General features: G+C 68.4%; 17 protein-coding genes. 13 read left to right on the top strand and 4 right to left on the bottom strand.

What is annotated here, in order from left to right; all coding sequences use genetic code 11:
• Position 1: 1 nt before the first annotated feature.
• Together ASF06_RS01140 and ASF06_RS19325 are read right to left on the bottom strand one after the other, a co-directional pair.
• A complete protein-coding gene (locus ASF06_RS01140; protein WP_055942303.1) occupies positions 2 to 2,557 on the bottom strand; it encodes a LuxR C-terminal-related transcriptional regulator in 2,556 nt (851 codons plus the stop codon).
• Complete coding sequence (locus tag ASF06_RS19325) at positions 2,554 to 3,087, bottom strand: hypothetical protein (protein ID WP_055942300.1); 534 nt, start codon at positions 3,085 to 3,087, stop codon at positions 2,554 to 2,556. The genes ASF06_RS01140 and ASF06_RS19325 overlap by 4 nt, the downstream gene beginning before the upstream one ends.
• 192 nt (positions 3,088 to 3,279) lie before the next feature.
• On the opposite strand from ASF06_RS19325, the gene ASF06_RS01130 reads away from it, so the two are divergent.
• From ASF06_RS01130 to ASF06_RS01090, 9 genes are all read left to right on the top strand, one after another.
• Positions 3,280 to 3,936, top strand: a complete 657-nt coding sequence (locus ASF06_RS01130; RefSeq protein ID WP_157439030.1) for a hypothetical protein — start codon at positions 3,280 to 3,282, stop codon at positions 3,934 to 3,936.
• Positions 3,933 to 4,952, top strand: coding sequence for a LacI family DNA-binding transcriptional regulator (locus ASF06_RS01125; protein ID WP_055942294.1), 1,020 nt, complete (start codon positions 3,933 to 3,935; stop codon positions 4,950 to 4,952). Before ASF06_RS01130 ends, ASF06_RS01125 begins: the two co-directional genes overlap by 4 nt.
• Positions 4,953 to 5,126: 174 nt before the next feature.
• On the top strand, positions 5,127 to 6,803 hold the full coding sequence (gene araB, locus ASF06_RS01120; protein ID WP_055942289.1) for a ribulokinase: 1,677 nt from the start codon (positions 5,127 to 5,129) through the stop codon (positions 6,801 to 6,803).
• Positions 6,800 to 7,522 carry an L-ribulose-5-phosphate 4-epimerase gene (locus tag ASF06_RS01115; protein WP_442853917.1) on the top strand — a complete coding sequence of 241 codons (723 nt, stop codon included), beginning with the start codon at positions 6,800 to 6,802 and terminating at the stop codon, positions 7,520 to 7,522. Before araB ends, ASF06_RS01115 begins: the two co-directional genes overlap by 4 nt.
• Positions 7,519 to 9,036, top strand: coding sequence for an L-arabinose isomerase (gene araA / locus ASF06_RS01110; protein WP_055942286.1), 1,518 nt, complete (start codon positions 7,519 to 7,521; stop codon positions 9,034 to 9,036). Before ASF06_RS01115 ends, araA begins: the two co-directional genes overlap by 4 nt.
• 163 nt (positions 9,037 to 9,199) lie before the next feature.
• Complete coding sequence (locus tag ASF06_RS01105) at positions 9,200 to 10,390, top strand: ROK family transcriptional regulator (RefSeq protein ID WP_055942283.1); 1,191 nt, start codon at positions 9,200 to 9,202, stop codon at positions 10,388 to 10,390.
• A gap of 126 nt (positions 10,391 to 10,516) precedes the next feature.
• Positions 10,517 to 12,064 carry a multiple monosaccharide ABC transporter ATP-binding protein gene (mmsA, locus tag ASF06_RS01100; protein WP_055942278.1) on the top strand — a complete coding sequence of 516 codons (1,548 nt, stop codon included), beginning with the start codon at positions 10,517 to 10,519 and terminating at the stop codon, positions 12,062 to 12,064.
• Positions 12,064 to 13,434, top strand: a complete 1,371-nt coding sequence (gene mmsB / locus ASF06_RS01095; RefSeq protein WP_055942275.1) for a multiple monosaccharide ABC transporter permease — start codon at positions 12,064 to 12,066, stop codon at positions 13,432 to 13,434. The genes mmsA and mmsB overlap by 1 nt, the downstream gene beginning before the upstream one ends.
• A gap of 54 nt (positions 13,435 to 13,488) precedes the next feature.
• Positions 13,489 to 14,586, top strand: a complete 1,098-nt coding sequence (locus tag ASF06_RS01090) for a substrate-binding domain-containing protein (RefSeq protein ID WP_055942272.1) — start codon at positions 13,489 to 13,491, stop codon at positions 14,584 to 14,586.
• A 74-nt stretch (positions 14,587 to 14,660) separates the two neighbouring features.
• Here the strand turns inward: ASF06_RS01090 and ASF06_RS01085 are convergent, their stop codons facing one another.
• Together ASF06_RS01085 and xylA are read right to left on the bottom strand one after the other, a co-directional pair.
• Positions 14,661 to 16,064: a xylulokinase gene (locus ASF06_RS01085; RefSeq protein ID WP_055942269.1), complete on the bottom strand. Its 1,404-nt coding sequence runs from the start codon at positions 16,062 to 16,064 to the stop codon at positions 14,661 to 14,663.
• 88 nt (positions 16,065 to 16,152) lie between these two features.
• Positions 16,153 to 17,346 (bottom strand): xylose isomerase, encoded by a 1,194-nt coding sequence (gene xylA, locus ASF06_RS01080; protein WP_055942267.1) that lies wholly within the window; start codon positions 17,344 to 17,346, stop codon positions 16,153 to 16,155.
• Positions 17,347 to 17,437: 91 nt separating this feature from the next.
• On the opposite strand from xylA, the gene ASF06_RS01075 reads away from it, so the two are divergent.
• From ASF06_RS01075 to ASF06_RS01060, 4 genes are all read left to right on the top strand, one after another.
• Positions 17,438 to 18,640, top strand: a complete 1,203-nt coding sequence (locus ASF06_RS01075; protein WP_055942263.1) for an ROK family protein — start codon at positions 17,438 to 17,440, stop codon at positions 18,638 to 18,640.
• Entirely contained in the window at positions 18,637 to 19,734 is a 1,098-nt protein-coding gene (locus ASF06_RS01070) for a glycerate kinase (protein ID WP_055942258.1), read from the top strand. Before ASF06_RS01075 ends, ASF06_RS01070 begins: the two co-directional genes overlap by 4 nt.
• A 99-nt stretch (positions 19,735 to 19,833) precedes the next feature.
• Positions 19,834 to 21,075 carry a multidrug effflux MFS transporter gene (locus ASF06_RS01065; protein ID WP_235497096.1) on the top strand — a complete coding sequence of 414 codons (1,242 nt, stop codon included), beginning with the start codon at positions 19,834 to 19,836 and terminating at the stop codon, positions 21,073 to 21,075.
• Positions 21,076 to 21,127: 52 nt separating this feature from the next.
• Positions 21,128 to 21,838 (top strand): phosphatase PAP2 family protein, encoded by a 711-nt coding sequence (locus tag ASF06_RS01060; RefSeq protein WP_082500603.1) that lies wholly within the window; start codon positions 21,128 to 21,130, stop codon positions 21,836 to 21,838.
• Positions 21,839 to 21,850 lie beyond the last annotated feature (12 nt).

Raw genomic sequence — 21,850 nt, 5'->3', positions numbered from 1 at the left:
CTCAGGGCGCGCGGCGCTGGCTCAGCACGGCGATCGCGTCTGCGCGATTCGAGACGCCGAGCTTGCGGTAAAGCGATCTGAGCTGGCTCTTGACCGTGTTCGGCGACACGGTCAAGGCGGTCGCGATGTCCGAGACCGAGGCGAAGCGCGCCAGTTGTTCGGCGACAGCCTCCTCCCGGGCGGTCAGCGACACGCGGGTCTCCGCGACCGGCACGAGCGACGGCGCCGACGCGAGGGCGGGATTCACGGCCAGCATGCCCGGCATCATCCCACGCTGGTGCGTCTCCGGGATGAGGGCGAAGGCGAGTCCCTGGTGGCTGTGCTGCAGGAAGGTCGCCGCCCGACGCGTGGCGGCCGACGCCTCGGTGCGTTCGCCGGCCGTGAGCGCGGCGGCCCTGAGAACCAGCACCTCGCCCTCGACCCGGGGCGTCTGATCGTCGCCGGGCGCGGCCTGCCCCAGCAGCTCGAGGGCGCCGTCGGGATTGCCTCGCGCCAGCATGATGCGCGCGAGAGCGACCGTGTCGCGCCGCGCGCGCCGACCCTGAACCGCGTGGGCGCTCTCGGCGGCGTCGGCGTCGCCCGCCGCCAGGTGCAGGAGCGATCGGGTGGCACGGAGCCGTGCCGCAGTGAAGGGGCCGAGCGAGGAGCGCTTCGAGTGGGTGGCGATCTCGCGCTCGAGGTCGAGCAGTGCCCGATCGGGGTCTCCCCTGAACATGGCGATCAGAGCGTCCAGGTGCGCGAGAATCGGCCAGTGCTCGATGGTCGCGCGATGCCGGTCGAGCGAGCGCACATGCTCGTCGGCCTTCTCGGCATCGAAGTGTTCGAGGGCGATGAACGCCTCGGCGACCTGGTAGAAGCTGCCCATGTACCCGGTGATCCACCCGTCGGGCCAGTGTCGGCGCAACGCATCGGCCGAGCGATCCTCGGCCGTCACGAGATCTCCCGTGATCGCAGCGGCCCCCGCCTCGAGGGCGAGCCCCTCGAGCCCCGACGGCACGTTCTCGGCCTCACCGATCGACGAGCTGCGCCGGAAGCTGGCCATGGCCTTCTCCATGCGTCCGTTGTAGAAGAAGCTGATGCCGACGTGGTTGAAGAGCGCGGGCTGCAGACGACCGAGTCGGGCTAGGTCTTCGAGGTCGAGCCCCATGAGCGTCTCGTAGGCCGATTCCGCTGCCGAAAGTGCCGGCTCGAACGACCCGAGCACCCGCAGCGAGCTGCTCTCGATCGTGCGGAACAGGGCACGGTCGGCAGGGGAGGCGCGTGAGCCCAGAATGCGCGAGGACGCGATCGCGAGGCCGAAGAACTCGATCGCGCGAACCCGGTGGTGCGCGCGCGCGTTGAAGATCAACGCGAGAAGCAGCGAGAGCAGCGGGTACTGGCGCAGGGCCACGAGAGGGGTCGTGGCGAACGCCTCGATGACCTGCGACCCGTGGTTGCGCAAAAGCAGCATCCACGAACTGCGGGCAACGGTCGATGCGAAGGCGAGGTCTTTGGCGCGCACCGCGAAGTCGAGGGCCTCGAAGGGGCGCCCATGTGCGTGCGACCACACGGCGACCTTTCGGCGCAGCCCCGCGAGGGCGGCGCGTCTCTCGTTCTTCAGCTCCTGCAGGAAGGTCTCGCGCAGCAACGGCGTCAGGGTGAACGTGCGGGTGGCGCCTTCGCCGTGCCAGAGGCCGAGCCCATCGCGTTCGGCGCGATCGAGCAGCGCCACTGCCTGCGGCATTCCGGAGAGGTCCTCGGCAAGTTCGCCGTCGAGCGCATCGGCGATCGAGATGGCGAGAAGGAAGGATCTGTACTGCTCGACGGTCTCCCCGGAATCGCCGCCGGCCGCGGTGTTCGCCCAGACGTAGCTCGCGTAGGTGTCGGCAGCCCGGGCGATCCGCTCGGGCACATCGGATGTTCTCGGTCCGGCCGCTGCGAGGGCGCGCGTGAGCAGGGGCGAACCGCCGAAACGCATCACCTCATCGACGAGCTCGTCGGTCTCGCCGGCTCCGAGGGCGACGCGCACGTCGGAGCGGGAGAAGGCGAGCTCCTTCCACCCGATGACGGAGCGCACGACGCCCACGACGGGCGTCGATGCGTCGACGACGGAGATGCGTCTGGTCGAGAGGACGAGTCGCAGGCCTTCCACTCGGGGAAGGATCGACAGGAGCGAGTGCAGCTCGGAGGGGATCAGGAGATCGGCGCGGTCGATCACGAGAACGAGCTCGCGGCCGAGCGCCTGAAGGCCGCGACGCAGCAACGACCATTCGTCGGCGCCGCCCGCCATCGCGGCATCGGCCAGCTGGAGGGGGTTCGGCTCGGAGATCATTCCGGCGGCCGACAGCTCGGCGGCGATCATCGACACGGCCGCGGGCCCGGTCGTGTCGGCCGTTTCGAACTGCACCCAGATGCCGTGCTGAGCGGTGCCGGCCGCCCACTCGGCGAGCAGCGACGTCTTTCCCGCTCCGGCCGGCCCGTGCACGATGGCGAGTGGAACGGGAGACTCGAGAATGTCGACCAGGCCCGGCCTCGACACGAAGTGCGGCGGCAGTCGCGGGGCGCCCCACACCGTCACGGGGTGCCTCCGCCGACGGGCCGTCGACGGAGGCCCGACCGGGTGAGCGCCTTCTCCACCCTCACGGCGACGGCCGCGAGCAGCAGGATCGACAGCACGCGGCCGAGCAGGGTGAGGATGACCACCCATGGCGACATGACCGCCGGATCGATCACGACGAGCGAGATGGCGAAGAGCACCAGGGCGAGCGTGGCGGCCGCGGCGTACCACGAAGCCTCTCGAGGTCTGGTCGAGAATCTGCTTGCCAGCAGCACGACTTCGCCGGCGAGTGCCGGCAGGCCCAATGCCAGAAGGATCAGGAATCCGAGCGCGGTGAAGGGCATCGCCAGGAGCCCGGCCACGAGTGCCGTGAGCACGAGAGCACCCGGTGCGCGCAACCACCGGGCGGCGAGAAGCGGGCCGAGAGACGAGATCGATCCCACGAAAGAGTAGGCCACGGGAGAGGCGAGGGCGATCGACGAGGTGATCGGGCTCATGACTGTGATGAGCACGGCCGTCAGCGCTCCGAATGCGGCGCACTGAAGCAGCATCGACGTACTCCACGCCGATACGATCCGTGATCTGCTGTCGGTTCTCGTCACGTCAGGAATGCGGGGTCGATCGAGTCGAATCCGAGAAGTCCCATATCGTCATGATGACTCATTAAACACCCGCGCCGACGTGCGAGGAGCTCACCGGGCCAGCCGGTATCCTTTCGGCACGACGTTCGACAAGGAGATCGTGTGAGCCAGCCGACTCAGCCACCGGGCTTCTCTTACCCGAACGTGCGCACTGTGAGGCCGCCTCTGACCCGGGCGCACCGCAACCGCGCACTGGTGGCGGGCGCCGTATCGAACACCGTGCTCACCGCCGGCCTGACCATCGTCACGCTGGCTGGCATCCTGTTCCTCATCGTGGTGATCATGTCTCTGGTGCAGGGCATCGTCCGGCAGTCCGACGGCTACCAGGTGAGGCCCCTCGATTCCGTTCTCGAAGCCGCCGGGCTGTCGCCTGAGAGTGCCTGGGTGGCGTGGCTCGTGCTGATCGTCGCCATGCTGCTGGGGGCTGCCGTCAGCTGGGCGGGCATCTGGATCGGCAAGGCCATGATCGCCTCGGTCGGAGTCGCTCGCCCGTGGGCCGTCACCTGGAGCGCGACGGGGATCCTGGTCGGCCTCGGTCTGATTGCGTCGACCGTCGTCTCGCCGCTGGTCGCGCCGCTGATCACGATCATCGTCGGCGCCGTCCTCGGCAGCGGCTCCGTCTCCGGCGACGACGCATCCGGAATCGCCCTGACCTTCGGCGTCTCGATCCTCGCCACGATCTTCTCGCTCCTCGTCTATGCGACCGCGGGCTCTTTGGTGTGGTGGTGGATGGCGCACGCCCTGCGGCGGGCGGAGTGACGCAGCCGCCGGCATCCGGTCGCGCCCCCAGCATTCGCGACGTCGCCCGCATCGCGGGGGTGTCGCACCAGACCGTGTCGCGCGTGCTCAACGCACACCCGAGCATCCGGCCCGAGACCAGGGAGCGGGTGCTCGCCGTGATGGGCGAGCTCAACTACCGCCCCAACCGGGCGGCCCGGGCCCTCGTCACCTCGCGCTCGGCGACGCTCGGTGTGCTGTCGGCGTCGAGTGCGCAGTACGGGCCGGCGTCGAGCATCCGCGCCATCGAGCGCGCGGCCCGCGCCGAGGGCTACTTCGTGAACACGGTCAACGTCGATGGCAACGACGTCGACGAGATCCAGGCGGCGCTCACCCACCTGCTCGACCTCGGAATCGAGGGGCTGGTGGTGATCGCGCCTCAGGTGCGCGTGTTCGACGCGCTGGTCTCGCGCGGGCTCGAACTGCCGTTCGTCACGATGCAGTCCACCGGTCGGCGCGGTGATCACGCGCTCTCCGTCGACCAGATCACGGGGGCAAGGCGCGCCACGCGGCACCTCCTCGAGCTGGGGCACACGCGCATCCGGCACCTCGCGGGTCCGCTCGACTGGATCGAGGCGGAGGCGCGAATCGTGGGCTTCCAGGCCGAGCTCGAGGCCGCCGGGCTCCCTCCCAGCGAGCCGCTCGTGGGCGACTGGACCCCCGAATCCGGCTATCTCGCGGGGCAGAGGATCGCCGCAGAGGGCGACGTCACCGCCGTGTTCTCGTCGAACGACCAGATGGCGCTGGGCCTGCTGCACGCGCTCCGCGACGCGGGGTTGGATGTTCCGGGTGACGTGAGCGTCGTCGGTTTCGACGACATTCCCGAGGCCGCGCATTTCTGGCCGCCGCTCACGACCGTGCGGCAGGACTTCGACGAGTTCGGCCGGCGCTGCATCGCGCTGCTGCTGGCGGCGATCCGCGCCACCCCGGTTGAGGAGCGCGCCCTGGTTCCCGACCTCATCGTGCGAGCGTCGACGGCTGCGCCCCGCGCGCTATGAGCATCCGCGCCTGTTCGGCGCATCCGCCGCCGGTCGTCCGGGCGCGGATATACCGGCCCGGCGCGGATAGTTCGCTTGACAGCGGGCGGCGGCGCTCAGGTAACATGAACACGGCAATGTGAACGGTCACATTAACCGGATCCACCGCGTGATGCGAACAAAGGAGTTCCCCCGATGAGCACTTCCGACATGAACGACGACGAGCGCTACGTCGTCGGCATCGACTACGGAACCCTCTCCGGCCGGGCGGTCGTCGTTCGCGTCAGCGACGGGGCCGAGCTCGGAAGCGGTGTTCTCGAATACCCGCACGCGGTCATGGACCGCACGCTCGCCGCATCCGGTGCCGCCCTGCCGCCCGAGTGGGCCCTGCAGGTGCCGAGCGACTACGTCGACGTGCTCAAGCACACCGTTCCCGCCGCGCTGGCCGAAGCGGGCATCGATCCGTCGAAGGTCATCGGGGTGGGCACCGACTTCACCGCCTGCACGATGGTTCCGACCCTCGCAGACGGCACCCCGCTGAACGAGCTGCCCGAGTACGCCGACCGCCCGCACGCCTACGTGAAGCTGTGGAAGCACCACGCCGCCCAGCCCCAGGCAGACCGCATCAACCGGGTGGCCGAAGAACGCGGCGAGGCCTGGCTTCCCCGCTACGGCGGACTCATCTCGAGCGAGTGGGAGTTCGCCAAGGGACTGCAGCTGCTCGAGGAGGACCCCGAGCTCTACAACCGCATGGACCACTGGGTCGAGGCCGCCGACTGGATCGTCTGGCAGCTCACCGGTGAGTACGTGCGCAACGCCTGCACGGCCGGCTACAAGGGCATCTGGCAGGACGGCGAGTACCCGAGCTCCGAGTTCCTCGCCGCGCTCACCCCCGACTTCGCCGACTTCGCCACCAGCAAGGTCGAGCACCGCATCGGCCAGCTGGGGGATGCCGCGGGTCGGCTCTCCGCGGAGGCCGCGGCCTGGACAGGCCTGCCCGAGGGCATCGCCGTGGCCGTCGGAAACGTCGACGCCCACGTGACCGCTCCCGCCGCGCGCGCCGTCAAGCCCGGACAGATGGTGGCCATCATGGGCACCTCGACCTGCCACGTGATGAACTCCGACATCCTCAAGGAGGTTCCGGGCATGTGCGGCGTCGTCGACGGCGGCATCGTTTCGGGTCTCTACGGCTACGAGGCGGGCCAGTCCGGCGTCGGAGACATCTTCGCCTGGTACGTCGAGAACCAGGTGCCCGCCCACTATCGGGAGGCCGCAGACGCACGCGGCATCAGCATCCACCAGTATCTGACCGAGCTCAGCGAGCACCAGCCGGTCGGCGGCCACGGCCTGCTGGCCCTCGACTGGAACAACGGCAACCGCTCTGTGCTCGTCGACACCGAGCTGTCGGGCCTGCTCGTCGGCCAGACGCTCGCGACTCGCGCCGAGGAGATCTACCGCGCGCTGCTCGAGTCGACCGCGTTCGGAACGCGCAAGATCATCGAGACGTTCAACGCATCCGGCGTCGAGGTGACGGAGTTCATCGCGGCCGGCGGTCTGATCAAGAACGCGTTCCTCATGCAGACCTACAGCGACATCCTGCGCATGCCGATCTCTGTGCTCGCCAGCACCCAGGGCCCCGCGCTCGGCTCGGCCATCCACGCCGCCGTCGCGGCCGGCGCCTACCCCGATGTGGTCGCCGCCAGCGACGCGATGGGCCGCCTCGACGAGGCCGTCTACGTTCCGAACGAGGCGAACGCCGATGCCTACGACGCGCTCTACGCCGATTACTCCGAGCTGCACGACTACTTCGGTCGCGGCGCCAACGACGTCATGAAGCGGCTGAAGACCGCCAGAAAGAAGGCCCTCGCGTGAGCGATACCGTGACCGAATTCACTCCCGACATCCTGGATGCGATCGCGCGCGTTCGCGACGACGTCGCGCGGCTGCACGGCGAGCTGGTGCGCTACGGCCTCGTCATCTGGACGGGTGGCAACATCTCGGGCCGCGTTCCGGGCGCCGACCTGTTCGTGATCAAGCCGTCGGGCGTCGACTACGACGACCTGGCACCCGAGAACATGATTCTCTGCGACCTCGACGGCAACGTCATCCCCGGCACGCCCGGCTCCGACCGGTCTCCCTCGAGCGACACGGCGGCGCACGCCTACGTGTACCGGCATATGCCCGAGGTCGGGGGAGTGGTGCACACGCACTCCACCTACGCGGTCGCGTGGGCTGCGCGCGCCGAGCCGATCCCGTGCGTGATCACGGCCATGGCCGACGAGTTCGGCGGCGAGATCCCCGTGGGACCGTTCGCCATCATCGGCGACGATTCGATCGGTCGCGGCATCGTCGAAACGCTGAAGGGCCACCGCTCGCGCGCCGTGCTCATGAAGAGCCACGGCCCGTTCACGATCGGCAAAGACGCCCGCGACGCGGTCAAGGCCGCCGTCATGGTCGAAGACGTCGCCCGCACCGTGCACATCTCCCGCCAGCTCGGCGCCCCCGTCGAGATTCCCGAGCCCGCGATCGACTCCCTCTTCAACCGCTACCAGAACGTCTACGGACAGAACCCCGAAGGATCCCTCGCATGAGCACACTCCGCACCTCCCTCGACGACTACGAGATCTGGTTCCTCACCGGCAGCCAGGGCCTCTACGGAGAGGAGACCCTCCGCCAGGTGGCCGAGCAGTCGAAGACGATCGCCGACACGCTCGAGGCGTCCACGGGCATCCCGGTTCGCATCGTGTGGAAGCCGGTGCTGACCGACTCCGACGCGATCCGCCGTATGGCCCTCGAGGTCAACGCGAACGACAAGGTCATCGGCGTCACGGCGTGGATGCACACCTTCTCGCCGGCCAAGATGTGGATCACGGGCCTCGACCTGCTGCGCAAGCCGCTCCTGCACCTGCACACGCAGGCCAACGTCGAGCTGCCCTGGGGCGAGATCGACTTCGACTTCATGAACCTCAACCAGGCCGCCCACGGCGACCGCGAGTTCGGCTACATCCAGGCCCGCCTCGGCGTCGCCCGCAAGACGGTGGTCGGCCACGTCACCGACCCGAGCGTGCAGAAGCAGATCTCCGACTGGAGCCGCGCGGCCGCAGGCTGGGCCGCCACGCACGAGATGAAGCTCGCCCGCTTCGGCGACAACATGCGCTACGTGGCGGTCACCGAGGGTGACAAGACCGAGGCCGAGCTGCGGTTCGGCGTGCAGGTCAACACCTGGGGCGTGAACGAGCTGGTCGAGGCCGTGGATGCGCAGAGCGACGCCGCTGTCGACGCCCTCGTGGCGGAATACATCGAGCTCTACGACGTCGTGCCCGAGCTCCTCGTCGGCGGAGAGCGCCACGAGTCGCTGCGCGACGGGGCCCGCATCGAGCTGGGACTGCGCTCCTTCCTCGAGGCCGGAGGGTTCTCGGCCTTCACCACGAGCTTCGAAGACCTCGGCGGGCTGAAGCAGCTTCCGGGTCTCGCCGTTCAGCGCCTGATGGCCGAGGGCTACGGCTTCGGAGCCGAGGGCGACTGGAAGACGGCCGTGCTCGTGCGCGCCGCCAACGTGATGGGCGCGGGCCTGCCCGGAGGCGCGAGCCTCATGGAGGACTACACCTACGACATGACTCCCGGTGCGGAGCTCATCCTGGGCGCCCACATGCTCGAGGTCAGCCCGTCGCTCACGACGAAGAAGCCCACCCTCGAGATCCACGCGCTCGGCATCGGCGGAAAGGACGACCCGGTGCGCCTGGTCTTCACCGCCGACTCCGGTCCCGCCGTGGTCGTCGCCCTCTCCGACATGCGCGACCGCTTCCGCCTCGTGGCCAACGTGGTCGAGGTCGTGCAGCCCACGGCTCCGCTGCCGAACCTGCCTGTCGGACGTGCGGTGTGGAAGCCCGAGCCGAACTTCCAGACGTCGGCCGCCGCGTGGCTCACGGCCGGTGCGGCGCACCACACGGTGATGTCCACCGCCCTAGGGTTGGAGGTCTTCCAGGACTTCGCCGAGATCGCGAAGACCGAGCTGCTGGTCATCGACGAGAACACCGAACTGCGCGAGTTCGCCAAAGAGGTGCGCTGGAACGCGGCCTACTACCGTCTGGCGCAGGCGATCTGACCCGAGTCGTCCCGTGGGCCCGGCGGGTCGCATCCATCGCGGTGCGGCCCGCCGGGCCTTTCTCGTGTCGGCGGTTGTGCACCTGACGAGTGACCGATCACATTCTCTGTCGGCTATGCGTTAACTTCTTGACTACAAGGTGAACATGATGCACCCTTCTAACATGCCTGCACGAACACGCTCAGCGAAGAGCCGTCCTCGAAACCCGGGGTCGCAGGGGGCCCTGAGGCAGCTGAACCAGCAACGCATCGTCGAGTCGCTGCTCACCGGAGGACCCTCGACCCAGGCCGAGCTCGCCCGCACCACGGGGCTGTCCACCGCCACCGTCTCCAACATCGTGAAAGAGATGGAGTCGAACGGTCTCGTTGACACCTCGCCCGTGACCAGCTCCGGCCGCCGCGCCCTCTCGGTTCGCCTGCTCGACAGCGGCTCCGTGGCCGTGGGAGTCGACTTCGGAAGACGGCACGTGCGTGTCGTCATCACCAGCCTCGGCTACGAGGTGCGAGCGGAGGAGGCCCTGGCCCTGCCCCTCGGCTACGCCGCGGAAGACGGCCTCGTCGTCGGTGCCGAGCTGCTCGACCGGCTGCTCGAGGAGAACGGCATCGAGCGCCCCCAAGTGCTCGGTGTGGGCATCGGAATCCCCGGACCGATCGACCGGCGCACCAACACCGTGGTCGTCGGCGCCATCCTTCCCGAGTGGGTGGGAGTGGGCCTCACCGACCTCGAACGACACTTCGAGTTCCCCCTGATCATTGACAACGACGCCAATTTCGGCGCCCTCGCCGAGGTCACCTGGGGAGAGAATCGCGGCGTCCGCAACCTCGTGTTCGTGAAGATCGGCTCGGGCATCGGCTCCGGTCTCATCCTGAACGGGGCGCCCTACGGGGGCCATCTCGGCATCACCGGCGAGATCGGGCACACCCCGGTCTCCGACCACGGCCTCGTGTGCCGCTGCGGTAACCGGGGATGCCTCGAGACCGTGGCATCCATCTCGATCATGATCGAGCTGCTCGGGCGCGGGTCGCCCGTGCCGGTGACGACGGCCGACATCGTGCGGCGCGGTCTCGCACGCGACCCCGCCACCCTGCGCGTGCTCGACGACGCCGGCACTGCCGTGGGCCGCGCCATCGCCAACATGGCCAACATGATCAACCCCGAGGTCGTGCTCATCGGAGGACCGCTCGCGGCCCTGGGCGACATCATCCTGGAGCCCGTGAAGCGCGGCCTGGTGCGCAACGCTCTGCCGATCGTGGGCGAGACCACCGCCATCCGCATGTCGTCGCTCGGCGACCGGGCCGAGGCCCTGGGTGCGGCCGCACTCGTGCTGCAGCAGCCGGGCGTGCACCCGCACTGACCTCCCGTTATCAAGTCGTTGCGTTAACTATTTGACGACAAGGGGGTCGAGGGCGTTTACTACCTAAGCGAGAGATTTCGACAGAATCCTCGAGTCCGACAGCGGAGTCTTTCAAGGAGCGCATGAATGTCTTCTAGTCCCACGATCCTTGAGATGCGATCCATCACCAAGGAGTTCCCCGGGGTCAAGGCCCTCTCCGACGTATCGCTGACGGTCAAGGCCGGCGAGATCCACGCGATCTGCGGCGAGAACGGCGCGGGCAAGTCCACCCTCATGAAGGTGCTCTCGGGCGTCTATCCCTTCGGCACCTACGAGGGCGACATCGTCTTCCAGGGCAACGAGGTGCGCTTCCGCGATATCCGCTCCAGCGAGCAGACCGGCATCGTCATCATCCACCAGGAGCTGGCGCTCATCCCCGAGCTCTCCATCACCGAGAACATCTTCCTGGGCAACGAGCCCGGCCGCGGCGGCGTCATCGATTGGAAGGACGCGAAGAAGCGGGCCATCGAGCTGCTCGCCCGGGTCGGCCTCAAAGACGACCCCGACTCGCTCATCAAGAACATCGGCGTGGGCAAGCAGCAGCTCGTCGAGATCGCCAAGGCGCTCAACAAGAGCGTGAAGCTGCTCATCCTCGACGAGCCCACGGCGGCGCTCAACGAGAACGACTCGCAGCACCTGCTCGACCTGATCCGCGGCCTCAAGTCCAAGGGCATCGCGTCGATCATGATCTCGCACAAGCTGAACGAGATCGAGCAGGTGGCCGACTCCATCACGATCATCCGCGACGGCCGCAGCATCGAGACCCTCAACGTCAAGGAGGACGGGGTCAACGAGGACCGCATCATCCGCGGCATGGTGGGTCGCGACCTCGAGAGCCGCTTCCCCGAGCACACCCCGAAGATCGGCGAGGTCTTCTTCGAGGTGCGCAACTGGACCGTGCAGCACCCGCTCATCTCCGACCGCCTGGTCTGCAAAGACGAGAGCCTCTTCGTGCGCCGGGGCGAGATCGTCGGAATCGCCGGACTCATGGGCGCCGGGCGCACCGAGCTCGCCATGAGCATTTTCGGCCGCTCCTACGGAACCTACGTGTCGGGAACGATCATCAAGGACGGCAAGGAGATCGTGCTCAAGAACGCGGGCGACGCGATCAACCACGGTCTCGCCTACGTGAGCGAGGACCGCAAGGTCCTGGGGCTCAACCTGCTCGACGACATCAAGCGCTCCACGGTCTCGGCCAAGCTCAAGAAGATCTCGAAGCGCGACGTTGTCGACGAGGTCAAGGAGTACGAGATCTCGGATGCCTACCGAAAGAGCCTGCGCATCAAGACGCCCACGGTCAACGAGGGCGTCGGCAAGCTCTCGGGCGGCAACCAGCAGAAGGTCGTTCTGGCCAAGTGGATGTTCACCGACCCCGACCTGCTGATCCTCGACGAGCCGACCCGCGGCATCGACGTCGGTGCCAAGTTCGAGATCTACGGCATCATCCAGAAGCTCGCCGACGAGGGCAAGGGCGTGATCGTCATCTCGAGCGAGCTGCCCGAACTCCTCGGAATCTCCGACCGCATCTACACGGTCTTCGAAGGCGCCATCACCAATGACATCCCGGCCGCAGAGGCCGATCCCGAAACGCTCATGAAGAGCATGACCTCCGCCAAGAAGAAGGTTCTTTCCTGATGACTCAAATCACCGAAGCCCCCAAGAAATCCGGAGGCATTCGCGACCTCGGCAAGATGTTCGGCAGCGGATCGGGGGCCAAGCAGCTCGGCATCCTCGGCGCCCTGGTCGTCATCATCATCATCTTCCAGGTGTGGACGGGCGGGCTGACCCTCACCCCGGGCAACCTGATCGCCCTGGTGAGCCAGTACTCTTACATCCTCATCCTCGCCATCGGCATGGTGATGGTGATCATCGCGGGGCACATCGACCTCTCGGTCGGTTCGGTCGCGGCGTTCTCCGGCATCGTCGTGGCGAGCCTCATGCAGAACTTCAACGTGCCGTGGCCCGTCGCGATCGTGCTCGGACTGGTCGTCGGCGCCCTCATCGGAGCCTGGCAGGGCTTCTGGGTCGCCTACGTGGGAGTGCCCGCGTTCATCGTGACGCTGGCCGGCATGCTCATCTTCCGCGGTGGCAACCAGTTCATCGGAAACGCCAACTCGGTGGCCGTGCCCAAGGAGTTCCAGTTCATCGGCGCCGGCTACCTGCCCGAGATCGGCCCGGACACCGGCTACAACAACCTCACCCTGCTGCTCGGGCTCGTCGTGATCGTGGCCATCGTGTGGCGCGAGTTCTCGGCCCGCCGCACGCAGGCCGAGATGGGCAGCGACATGGCTCCGCTCTGGGTCTCGCTGATCAAGATCGCCGGGCTTGTCATCGTGACGGGCTACGCCACCTACCTCTTCTCGTCGGGCCGCGTCGGCACCAGCTTCCCCATCTCGGGCATCATCCTCGGCGTGCTCGTGCTGCTCTACTCGTTCGTGACCCGCAACACGATCTTCGGCCGTCACATCTACGCGGTCGGCGGCAACTCGCACGCCGCTGAGCTCTCGGGCGTCAACTCCCGCCGTGTCAACTTCTTCGTGATGATGAACATGTCTGTGCTCGCCTCGCTGGCCGGCATGATCTTCGTGGCCCGCTCCACGGCCTCCGGCCCGCAGGACGGCCTGAACTGGGAGCTCGACGCGATCGCGGCCGTGTTCATCGGTGGCGCCGCCGTCGCCGGCGGTGTCGGAACCGTGACCGGCTCGATCATCGGTGGTCTGGTGATGGCCGTGCTCAACAACGGTCTGCAGCTCGTCGGCGTTCCGTCTGACCGAGTTCAGATCATCAAGGGCCTCGTCCTCCTTGCCGCCGTCGCGATCGACGTCTGGAACAAGAGCCAGGGCCGCCCGTCGATCACCGGATTCCTCACGCGCAAGCGCCCAGGTGGCGCCGTGGCCGTCGAGACGCCGCCGGTTCCCCGGGTGCAGGACGACACGAACGCCCTCGAGCCCACCGTCGGTGCGTCGGAGACCAACCGCCCCTCGTCGGTCACCCCCAACAACTAGATCTTTCCTTCCTGCACCACTCATCCCTGCACCACACAAAAGAAAGTGATTGAAATGCGTAAAGTCGCACTAACCGCTGCAGCTGTCGCTGCGGTCGCAGCATTGGCGCTGTCGGGTTGCTCCAGCCGCGCCGGAGACACGACCTCCACCGATGGAGCGTCGGCCGGTTTCGCCGCCGATTCCGTCATCGGAGTCGCACTGCCCTCGAAGACCAGTGAGAACTGGGTCCTCGCCGGTGGACTGTTCGAAGACGGCCTCAAGGAGGCCGGCTACAAGGGTGACGTTCAGTACGCCGCCGCATCCGGCACCGTCGCCGACCAGCAGGGCCAGATCCAGTCGATGGTCACCAAGGGCGCGAAGGTCATCATCATCGGTGCCGCCGATGGTTCGCAGCTCTCGACCCAGGTCGAGGCCGCGCACGACGCCGGCGCCATCGTCATCGCGTACGACCGCCTGATCCTCAACACCGAGGCCGTCGACTACTACGTCGCCTACGACAACTTCAAGGTCGGCGAGCTCCAGGGCCAGGCCCTGCTCGACGGCATGAAGGCGAAGAAGGCCGAAGGCCCGTACAACATCGAGCTGTTCTCGGGTTCGTCGGATGACGCCAACTCGGCCGTCTTCTTCGACGGCGCGATGAGCGTTCTGCAGCCGGCCATCGACGACGGCACCGTCGTCGTGGGCTCGGGCCAGACCGACATCAAGCAGACGGCGACCGCCGGCTGGAAGGCGGAGAACGCCCAGAGCCGCATGGACTCGCTGATCACCAGCACCTACAGCACCACGTCGCTCGACGGAGTCCTCTCCCCGAACGACACGCTGGCTCGCGCGATCATCACCTCGGTGAAGGCCGCCGGCAAGCCGATCCCGGTCGTCACCGGTCAGGACTCCGAGGTCGAGTCCGTGAAGTCCATCATGGCGGGCGAGCAGTACTCGACCATCAACAAGGACACCCGCGCGCTGGTCAAGCAGGCCATCGACATGGTCGGCGAACTGCAGAAGGGTGGCAAGGCCACGACGAACGACGACGAGTCGTACGACAACGGCGTGAAGGTCGTTCCGGCCTTCCTGCTCGACCCGGTCATCGTGACCAAGGACAACGCGGCCGAGGCGTACGCCAACGACCCGACCCTCGAGCCGCTCACCAAGTAGCACGCTCAGCAGCACACAGGCTCAGGCCGATCCGAGAGACCTCTCGGGTCGGCCTGAGGTGTTTCTGCGGGGCGTCAGACCGCGTGGGCTGCGTACTGGGCGCGGATTCCCGGGCGGTAGTCGGGGGCGGGAGTGGCGACCGTCGAGACGGTCCAGTTCGGGCGCGTGCCCGTGAGAACCCAGGCGGCCTGTGCCGCGGCACCGTCGGCCACGTATTCGCCGGGCGTCGGGATGCTCACGGGCAGCTCGAACACCTGGGCGGCGATCGCCTGCACGGCCGGGTTCAAAGCGGCTCCGCCGATGATGAGCAGTCGCTCGGCCTGCACGCCCAGCGCGGTCACGGCGGCCACGCCGTCTGCCAGGCCGCAGAGCAGTCCCTCGATGGCGGCGCGGGCGAGGCCTTCGCGGGTGGTCGAGGCGAGGGTCATGCCGAAGAGGGTGGCCGTGGCATCCGGCAGATTCGGTGTGCGCTCGCCCTCGAAGTACGGCTGCAGAACAAGACCGTTCGATCCCGGCGCCGCGGCCAGGGCCAGCGAGCCGAGCTCGTCGTGGGTGACCCCGAGCAGCCGGGCCGTCGCATCCAGAATGCGCGCGGCGTTGAGGGTGGCCACCAACGGCAGTGACAGCCCGCTCGCGTCGGCGAAGCCGGCGACGGTGCCCGACGGGTCGTTGATGGGTGCTTCGGTCACGGCGAAGACCGTGCCGCTCGTGCCGATCGAGACGACGACGTCTCCGGCCCGGGCTCCGAGGCCGAGGGCCGCGCCCGCGTTGTCGCCCGCGCCGGCGCCGAGGACGACGCCCGAGGGAGTCGTTCCCGCAGACTCGGCCGGGCCGAGCACGCGCGGGAGGATGCAGTCGTGGCCGAGCGCGGCGACGAGGAGTTCGCGGTCGTACTCTCCGGAGACGGAGTCGAAGTAGCCGGTACCGCTCGCGTCGGAGCGGTCGGTGGTGAGCTCGGAGAGGACCGGGCCGAGCGGGCTGGTCTCATCGCCGGCGGGGCCGTAGCCGCGCAGGCGCCAGGTGAGCCAGTCGTGGGGGAGGGCGACGGCGGCGACGCGCTCGGCGTTGGCCGGTTCGGCGTCGCGCAGCCAGCGCAGCTTCGTGATGGTGAAGGATGCGACGGGCACACTTCCCGTGCGTCGCGCCAGCTCCTCGGCACCGAATTCCGCGATCAGCTCCGTGGCCGCGGGGGCCGAGCGGGTGTCGTTCCAGAGCAAGGCGTCGCGGATCACCCGGCCGTCGGCATCCAGAGCCACCATGCCGTGCTGCTGGCCGGCCACGGCCAGCGCGTCGACGTCGTCGAGCCCGCCCGCTGCGGTGAGCGCCTGGCGCAGGGCGTGCCACCAAGCGGCGGGGTCGACCTCGGTGCCCTCCGGATGCGGCGCGCGGCCCATGCGCACGAGCGCGCCGGTCTCGGCGTCGCGGATGACGACCTTGCAGCTCTGGGTGGAGGAGTCGACTCCGGCGACGAGGGGCATGGGTGTGGTTCCTTGTTGTGTGAAAAACGAACCGTTCCCTGAGCCTGTCGAAGGGGTCCTTTGACAGGCTCAGGGAACGAGATGGGTACTAGCCGCGCGCGCCCAGCAGGTGCTCGAGGGCCAGCTGCTGCAGGCGCACGAAGCCGAAGCCCTTGCCGTTGAAGTAGGCGTCGGCGTCGAACTCCTCGTAGGCGCTGCGGTCGGCGAGCAGGTCGTCGTAGCTCTCGCCCTCGCCCAGCGTGTTCTGCGACAGCTCGAGAACGCGCGACGCGGCGAGCTGCTCCTGCACCTCGGGGTCGGCGCGGAACGCTGCGGCGCGCTCCTTGAGCAGCAGGTAGGTGCGCATGTTCGCGGCGGCCGAGTCCCAGACGCCCGTGATGTCTTCGGTGCGCGAGGGCTTGTAGTCGAAGTGGCGGGGGCCGTCGTAAGCCGGTCCGCCGTTCGGGCCGCCGTTCTCGAGCAGGTCGACGAGGGCGAAGGCGTTCTGCAGGTCGCCGTGGCCGAAGACCAGGTCCTGGTCGTACTTGATGCCCCGCTGGCCGTTGAGGTCGATGTGGTAGAGCTTGCCCTGGTAGAGCGCCTGCGCGATTCCGGCGGCGAAGTTCAGACCGGCCATCTGCTCGTGGCCGACCTCCGGGTTCACGCCGACGAGTTCCGGGCGCTCGAGGGTGTTGATGAACGCGAGCGCGTGGCCCAGGGTCGGCAGCAGGATGTCGCCGCGCGGTTCGTTGGGCTTGGGCTCGATCGCGAAACGGATGTCGTAGCCCTTGTCGGTGACGTAGTCGCCGAGCATGTTCACGGCCTCGCGGTAGCGCTCGAGGGCCTGGCGGATGTCCTTGGCCGAGTCGTACTCGGCGCCCTCGCGGCCACCCCACATGACGAAGGTCTTGGCGCCCAGTTCGGCGGCCAGGTCGATGTTGCGCAGAACCTTGCGCAGCGCGAAGCGGCGCACTCCGCGGTCGTTCGAGGTGAAGCCGCCGTCTTTGAAGACAGGAGCGGAGAACAGGTTCGTGGTGACCATCGGCACGATCACGCCGGTGTCGGCGAGTGCCTGCTTGAGGCGGTCGATCTGCGTCTGGCGCTCGGCGTCGGTGGAGCCGAAGGCGAAGAGGTCGTCGTCGTGGAAGGTGAGTCCGTAGGCACCGAGCTCGTTGAGCTTGTGCACCGCTTCGACGACGTCGAGGGGTGCTCGGGTGGGGCCGCCGAACGGGTCGGCTCCGTTGTAGCCGATGGTCCAGAGGCCAAAGGAGAATTTATCGTCGCGCGTGGGCTCGAGGGCCATGGTGATTCCCGTCTCTCAACGTCATTGGTGAATTGTTGCTGTCGAAAACATATCAGCTTTCGACGACGATCGGGAGACTAGTATTCGGATCATGAGTGTCGAGTCTGTGCCCGCCCCGCTCAGTCGCGTGGGCAACAGCAACGACCAGGCCAGGCGGCACAACCTCTCCACGATCCTGACGCTGCTGCACCACGGCGGGTCGCAGACGCGGGCCGGTCTCACCCGCGCGACGGGCCTGAACCGCTCGACCATCGCGGCGCTCGTCGCCGAGCTGGCGGAGCTCGGGCTCGTGTACGAGACCCAGCAGACAGACCCCGGAACGGTGGGGCGCCCCAGCCCGTTCGTGCACCTGACCGACCGCATGCTCGCGGTGGCGGTGAACCCCGACCTCGACGCCGTGACCATCGGCCTGGTGGGCCTCGGCGGCCGCGTGCACTCGCGCGTGCGGCACGAGGCCCCCGCAGCACCTGGCGTCTCCGAGACGATCGACATCGTGAGACGCGAGGTGGATGCTCTGCGCGCCGGCCTCGACGACGACCAGCGCATCGTGGGTGTCGGCCTGGCCGTGCCCGGGCTCGTGCGCACGTCGGACGGTGTCGTCACCCTCGCCCCGCACCTTCTCTGGAACGACGAGCCGCTCGCCGAGCCGGTCGCCGCCCAGGTCGGCATCCCGGCCCTCGCCGCGAACGACGCGCAGCTCGGCCTGCTCGCGGAGAGCCTCTTCGGCGCCGGACGCGGCGTCGACGACATCGTCTACCTCAATGGATCGACTTCGGGCATCGGCGGCAGTGTTCTCGTCGCCGGCCGCACCCTGCAGGGCGCGCGCGGCTACGCCGGCGAGCTCGGCCACACGCTGGTGAACAGCAACGGCGTCACCTGCTTCTGCGGCAAGACCGGATGCCTCGAGACCGAGGTCAGTGTCGGTCGCCTGCTCGACGTGCTCGGTGCGGACCCCGTCGACGGCGACGAGTTCGACCGGATGCTCGGAGAGACGGTCGACGACGCGGTGCGAGCCGAGATCGACAGGCAGCTCGACGTCCTGGGCACAGCGCTCGGCAACTTCGTGGCCATCTTCAACCCGTCGTCGATCATCCTCGGCGGATTCCTCGGATCGCTCTTCGCCGCGAATCCCGCCCGGCTGCAGGACGGCATCCGACGCGCGTCGTTCGGCACCCTCGGCGAGCAGGTCACGGTGGAGCGAGCCCAGCTGCGCACGCGCCTGCTGATGGTGGGCGCCGCCGAGCTGGCCTTCGGGCCGATGCTGGCCGACCCCGCGGGAGTGCTCGGGTCGTGAGCCGGGTGGTGATCGCCCCCGATTCCTTCAAGGGCAGCGCGTCGGCTGACGCCGTGGCCCGGGCGATCGCCGAGGGCTGGGCCCGCGCGCGCCCCGACGACGACCTCGTGCTGCTGCCCCTGGCCGACGGGGGAGAGGGCACGATCGATGCCGTCGCGGCCGCGGTGCCGGGCTCGCAGTTCATGCCCGTTCGCGTCACCGGTCCGGACGACGCGGTGGTCGACGCCGAGTGGCTTCTCCTGCCCGACGGCACGGGCGTGGTCGAGCTGGCGAACACCAGCGGCCTCCCGTTGCTCGCCGGCCTCAGGCCCCTGGATGCGCACACGCGCGGATTCGGCCAGGCCGTGCGGGCGGCCCTCGACCACGGGGTGCGCCGCCTCGTCCTGGCCATCGGCGGCAGCTCGTCGACCGACGGGGGAGCAGGCGTGCTCAGCGAGCTCGGCGCGCGGTTTCTGGATGCCGAGGGCTCGCCGATCGCCGACGGCAACCGGGGCCTGCACGACCTCGTCGAAGCCGAGCTCAGTGGCCTGAGGCCGCTGCCGGCCGGCGGGGTCACCGTTCTCTGCGATGTGACGAACCCCCTCCTGGGCGAGCGCGGATCGGCCCGGGTCTTCGGGCCGCAGAAGGGTGCGTCGCCGGGCATCGTCGACGAGCTCGAGCGCGGTCTCGCCGCCCTCGCCTCGGTCCTGCCGGCTGTGCCCGCCGATCTTCCCGGCGTCGGCGCGGCCGGGGGAGTGGGCTTCGGCCTCGTGGCCTGGGGTGCGGTGCTCGTCTCCGGATCGGACGAGATCGCGCTCCTCTCCGGCCTCGACGCCGCGATCGCCGCAGCAGACGTCGTGGTCACGGGCGAGGGCAGCTTCGACGAGCAGTCGGCCGGCGGCAAGGTGGCGTCGCGCGTGCTCTCGGCCGCTCGCGCCGCATCCACCGTGCCGATGCTGGTGGCCGGGCGCATCGCCGCGCCCGGCGACGACTTCGCCGCGGCCGTGTCGTTGACCGACCTTGCCGAATCCCGGGAGCGCTCGCTCGCGCATCCGCTCGTCTACGCGGAGCAGGCCGGAGCCGTTCTCGCCGTCGATTTCTCGCGCCGGGACTGAAAGCGGATCGAACCGATTCGAGCGCACGGGATCAGAAGTCGAATCGATTCGGTAGTGTGGATTCCATTCGTCTATCGCCGCGATCGCGCAAGGAATCCCGTGACAACTGACTCCATCACCGTCGTTCACCCGGGCGACTCCCTCTCGCGGCGCCAACGCCTCGTCTACGTGCTTCTGCTCGGCGGACTCACCGCGCTCGGGCCACTCACGATCGACCTCTACCTGCCTGCGTTCCCCATCCTCGAAGAAGACCTGGGGGTGTCGGCCGGAGCGATCCAGCTCACCCTCACTGGCACCACGATCGGATTCGCGCTGGGTCAGCTCGTGGTCGGTCCGTGGAGCGACAAGGTCGGTCGACGGCTGCCGCTCATCGTCGCGACGCTGCTGCACATCGCGGCCTGCATCGGAGCCGCGGTCGCTCCGGAGATCGTGTCGCTCGGCATCTTCCGGGTGCTGCAGGGCGCCGGTGCCGCCGCGGGCGGAGTGGTCGCCATGGCCATGGTGCGCGACCTGTTCGGCGGTCGTCCGCTGGTGCGCATGCTCTCGCGCCTCGCCCTCGTCACCACGCTCGCACCCCTGCTCGCGCCGCTCATCGGCTCGCAGATGCTGCGCTTCACCGACTGGCGCGGAATCTTCTGGGCGCTCGCGATCTACGGCATCCTCGTCGTGGTGGCCGTCTGGCTCTGGATCGTCGAGACCCTGCCCAAGGATCGCCCGCGAGACGACGGGCACTCGACCCTGGGGCAGCGCTACAAGTCCGTGCTCAGCGACCGTATCTTCGTGGGCGTGGCCCTCATCGGCGGAATGACGTTCGCCGGGCTCTTCACCTACCTGTCGGCGTCGTCGTTCCTGTTCCAGCTCGTCTACGAGCTCGACCCGCAGCAGTACGGGCTGCTCTTCGCCGTCAACTCGATCGGCATCGCCGTCGGCACGCAGGCATCGGCCAGACTCACGAAATACGTGCCCCCGCAGTGGATCCTGGCGGGAACGACGATGGTCATGCTGGTGTGCGCCATCGCGATCGTGGTGCTCGACTCCGCCGGTGCCGGGCTGGTGGGCATCCTCGTTCCGCTCTGGTTCTTCATCGCCTCCTGCGGCTTCGGGTTCCCCTGCGTGCAGGTGCTCGCCCTCGACCGGCACGGCAAGGAGGCCGGCACGGCCGCGTCTCTTCTGGGGGCGGTCAACTTCGGCCTCGCCGGCCTCATCTCTCCGGTCGTCGGCTTCCTGGGCATCACCAGCGCGGTGCCGATGGGAGCGGTCATGGCCGTGACCGCGGCCGTCGCCGTGCTCTCCCTCTGGCTCATCGTGCGGCCGTCGACGGTGCCGGCGCTGGGCCACTGACGCCGATAGCAAGCCCTGCGCAGGGATTCTGCGCAGCCGGTACGGTCGGTGGATGACGACGCGCAACCCCGAGAGTATCGAGCCGGGCACGGAGCCCAGCACCGACCAGAAGACCCGCAGAGTGCAGCGGTTCTGGCCCCTGGTCAGCGCGTTCGCGGTGCTGGTGGTCGCTGTGCTGATCGGCGCGCTCGTCATGCTGCGCGGGGCCGGCAACCCGCTCGGCTTCGACACCGAGTGGATGGACGAGATCGTCGAGCACCGCTCGCCCGTGTGGGAGATCCCGTCGCTCGCAATGAACTACCTCGGGGGAGGGGTGATCGGGGTGTTCATCGTTCCGATCGCCATCATCGTGGGGCTCTGCCTGTTCCGCAGGTTCTGGGCCGCGCTGTACTTCGCGGTCGCGACGATCCTGTCGGCCGGCCTGGTGCAGCTGCTCAAGGGCATCTTCGGCAGGGCGAGGCCGGAGGAGATCCTGGTGCACGCCGACTTCGGGTCCTTCCCGTCGGGCCATGTCGCGAACGCGACGACCATGGCCGTCGTGCTCGCGATCATCCTGCGCCGCGGCTGGGTCTGGATCGCGGGGGTCGTGTACGTCGTGCTCATGCTGCTGAGCCGCACCTATCTCGGAGCGCACTGGCTGAGCGACACGTTCGGCGGACTGCTGCTGGGTGCCGGAGTCGCGGTGATCGTCTGGGCTCCGATCGCGAACAGGCTGTATCGGGAGAACGAGCGCAGGCATCGCTTCGTTCTGTCGCGAGGGTGATGGCCGCCGTTT

It is taken from the genome of Agreia sp. Leaf244, assembly GCF_001422695.1.
Classification (GTDB): Bacteria; Actinomycetota; Actinomycetes; order Actinomycetales; family Microbacteriaceae; genus Agreia.
Note: the sequence above shows the minus strand (reverse complement) of the source record. Positions and strands in the feature narration are given on the sequence as shown.

Coding starts and splice junctions, on each gene's coding strand:
- mmsB (WP_055942275.1), top strand. CDS start 12,064: ATGACTCAAATCACCGAAGCCCCCAAGAAATCCGGAGGCATTCGCGAC.
- araB (WP_055942289.1), top strand. CDS start 5,127: ATGAGCACTTCCGACATGAACGACGACGAGCGCTACGTCGTCGGCATC.
- ASF06_RS01105 (WP_055942283.1), top strand. CDS start 9,200: ATGCCTGCACGAACACGCTCAGCGAAGAGCCGTCCTCGAAACCCGGGG.
- ASF06_RS01090 (WP_055942272.1), top strand. CDS start 13,489: ATGCGTAAAGTCGCACTAACCGCTGCAGCTGTCGCTGCGGTCGCAGCA.
- ASF06_RS19325 (WP_055942300.1), bottom strand. CDS start 3,087: ATGCTGCTTCAGTGCGCCGCATTCGGAGCGCTGACGGCCGTGCTCATC.
- xylA (WP_055942267.1), bottom strand. CDS start 17,346: ATGGCCCTCGAGCCCACGCGCGACGATAAATTCTCCTTTGGCCTCTGG.
- mmsA (WP_055942278.1), top strand. CDS start 10,517: ATGTCTTCTAGTCCCACGATCCTTGAGATGCGATCCATCACCAAGGAG.
- ASF06_RS01085 (WP_055942269.1), bottom strand. CDS start 16,064: ATGCCCCTCGTCGCCGGAGTCGACTCCTCCACCCAGAGCTGCAAGGTC.
- araA (WP_055942286.1), top strand. CDS start 7,519: ATGAGCACACTCCGCACCTCCCTCGACGACTACGAGATCTGGTTCCTC.
- ASF06_RS01060 (WP_082500603.1), top strand. CDS start 21,128: ATGACGACGCGCAACCCCGAGAGTATCGAGCCGGGCACGGAGCCCAGC.
- ASF06_RS01075 (WP_055942263.1), top strand. CDS start 17,438: ATGAGTGTCGAGTCTGTGCCCGCCCCGCTCAGTCGCGTGGGCAACAGC.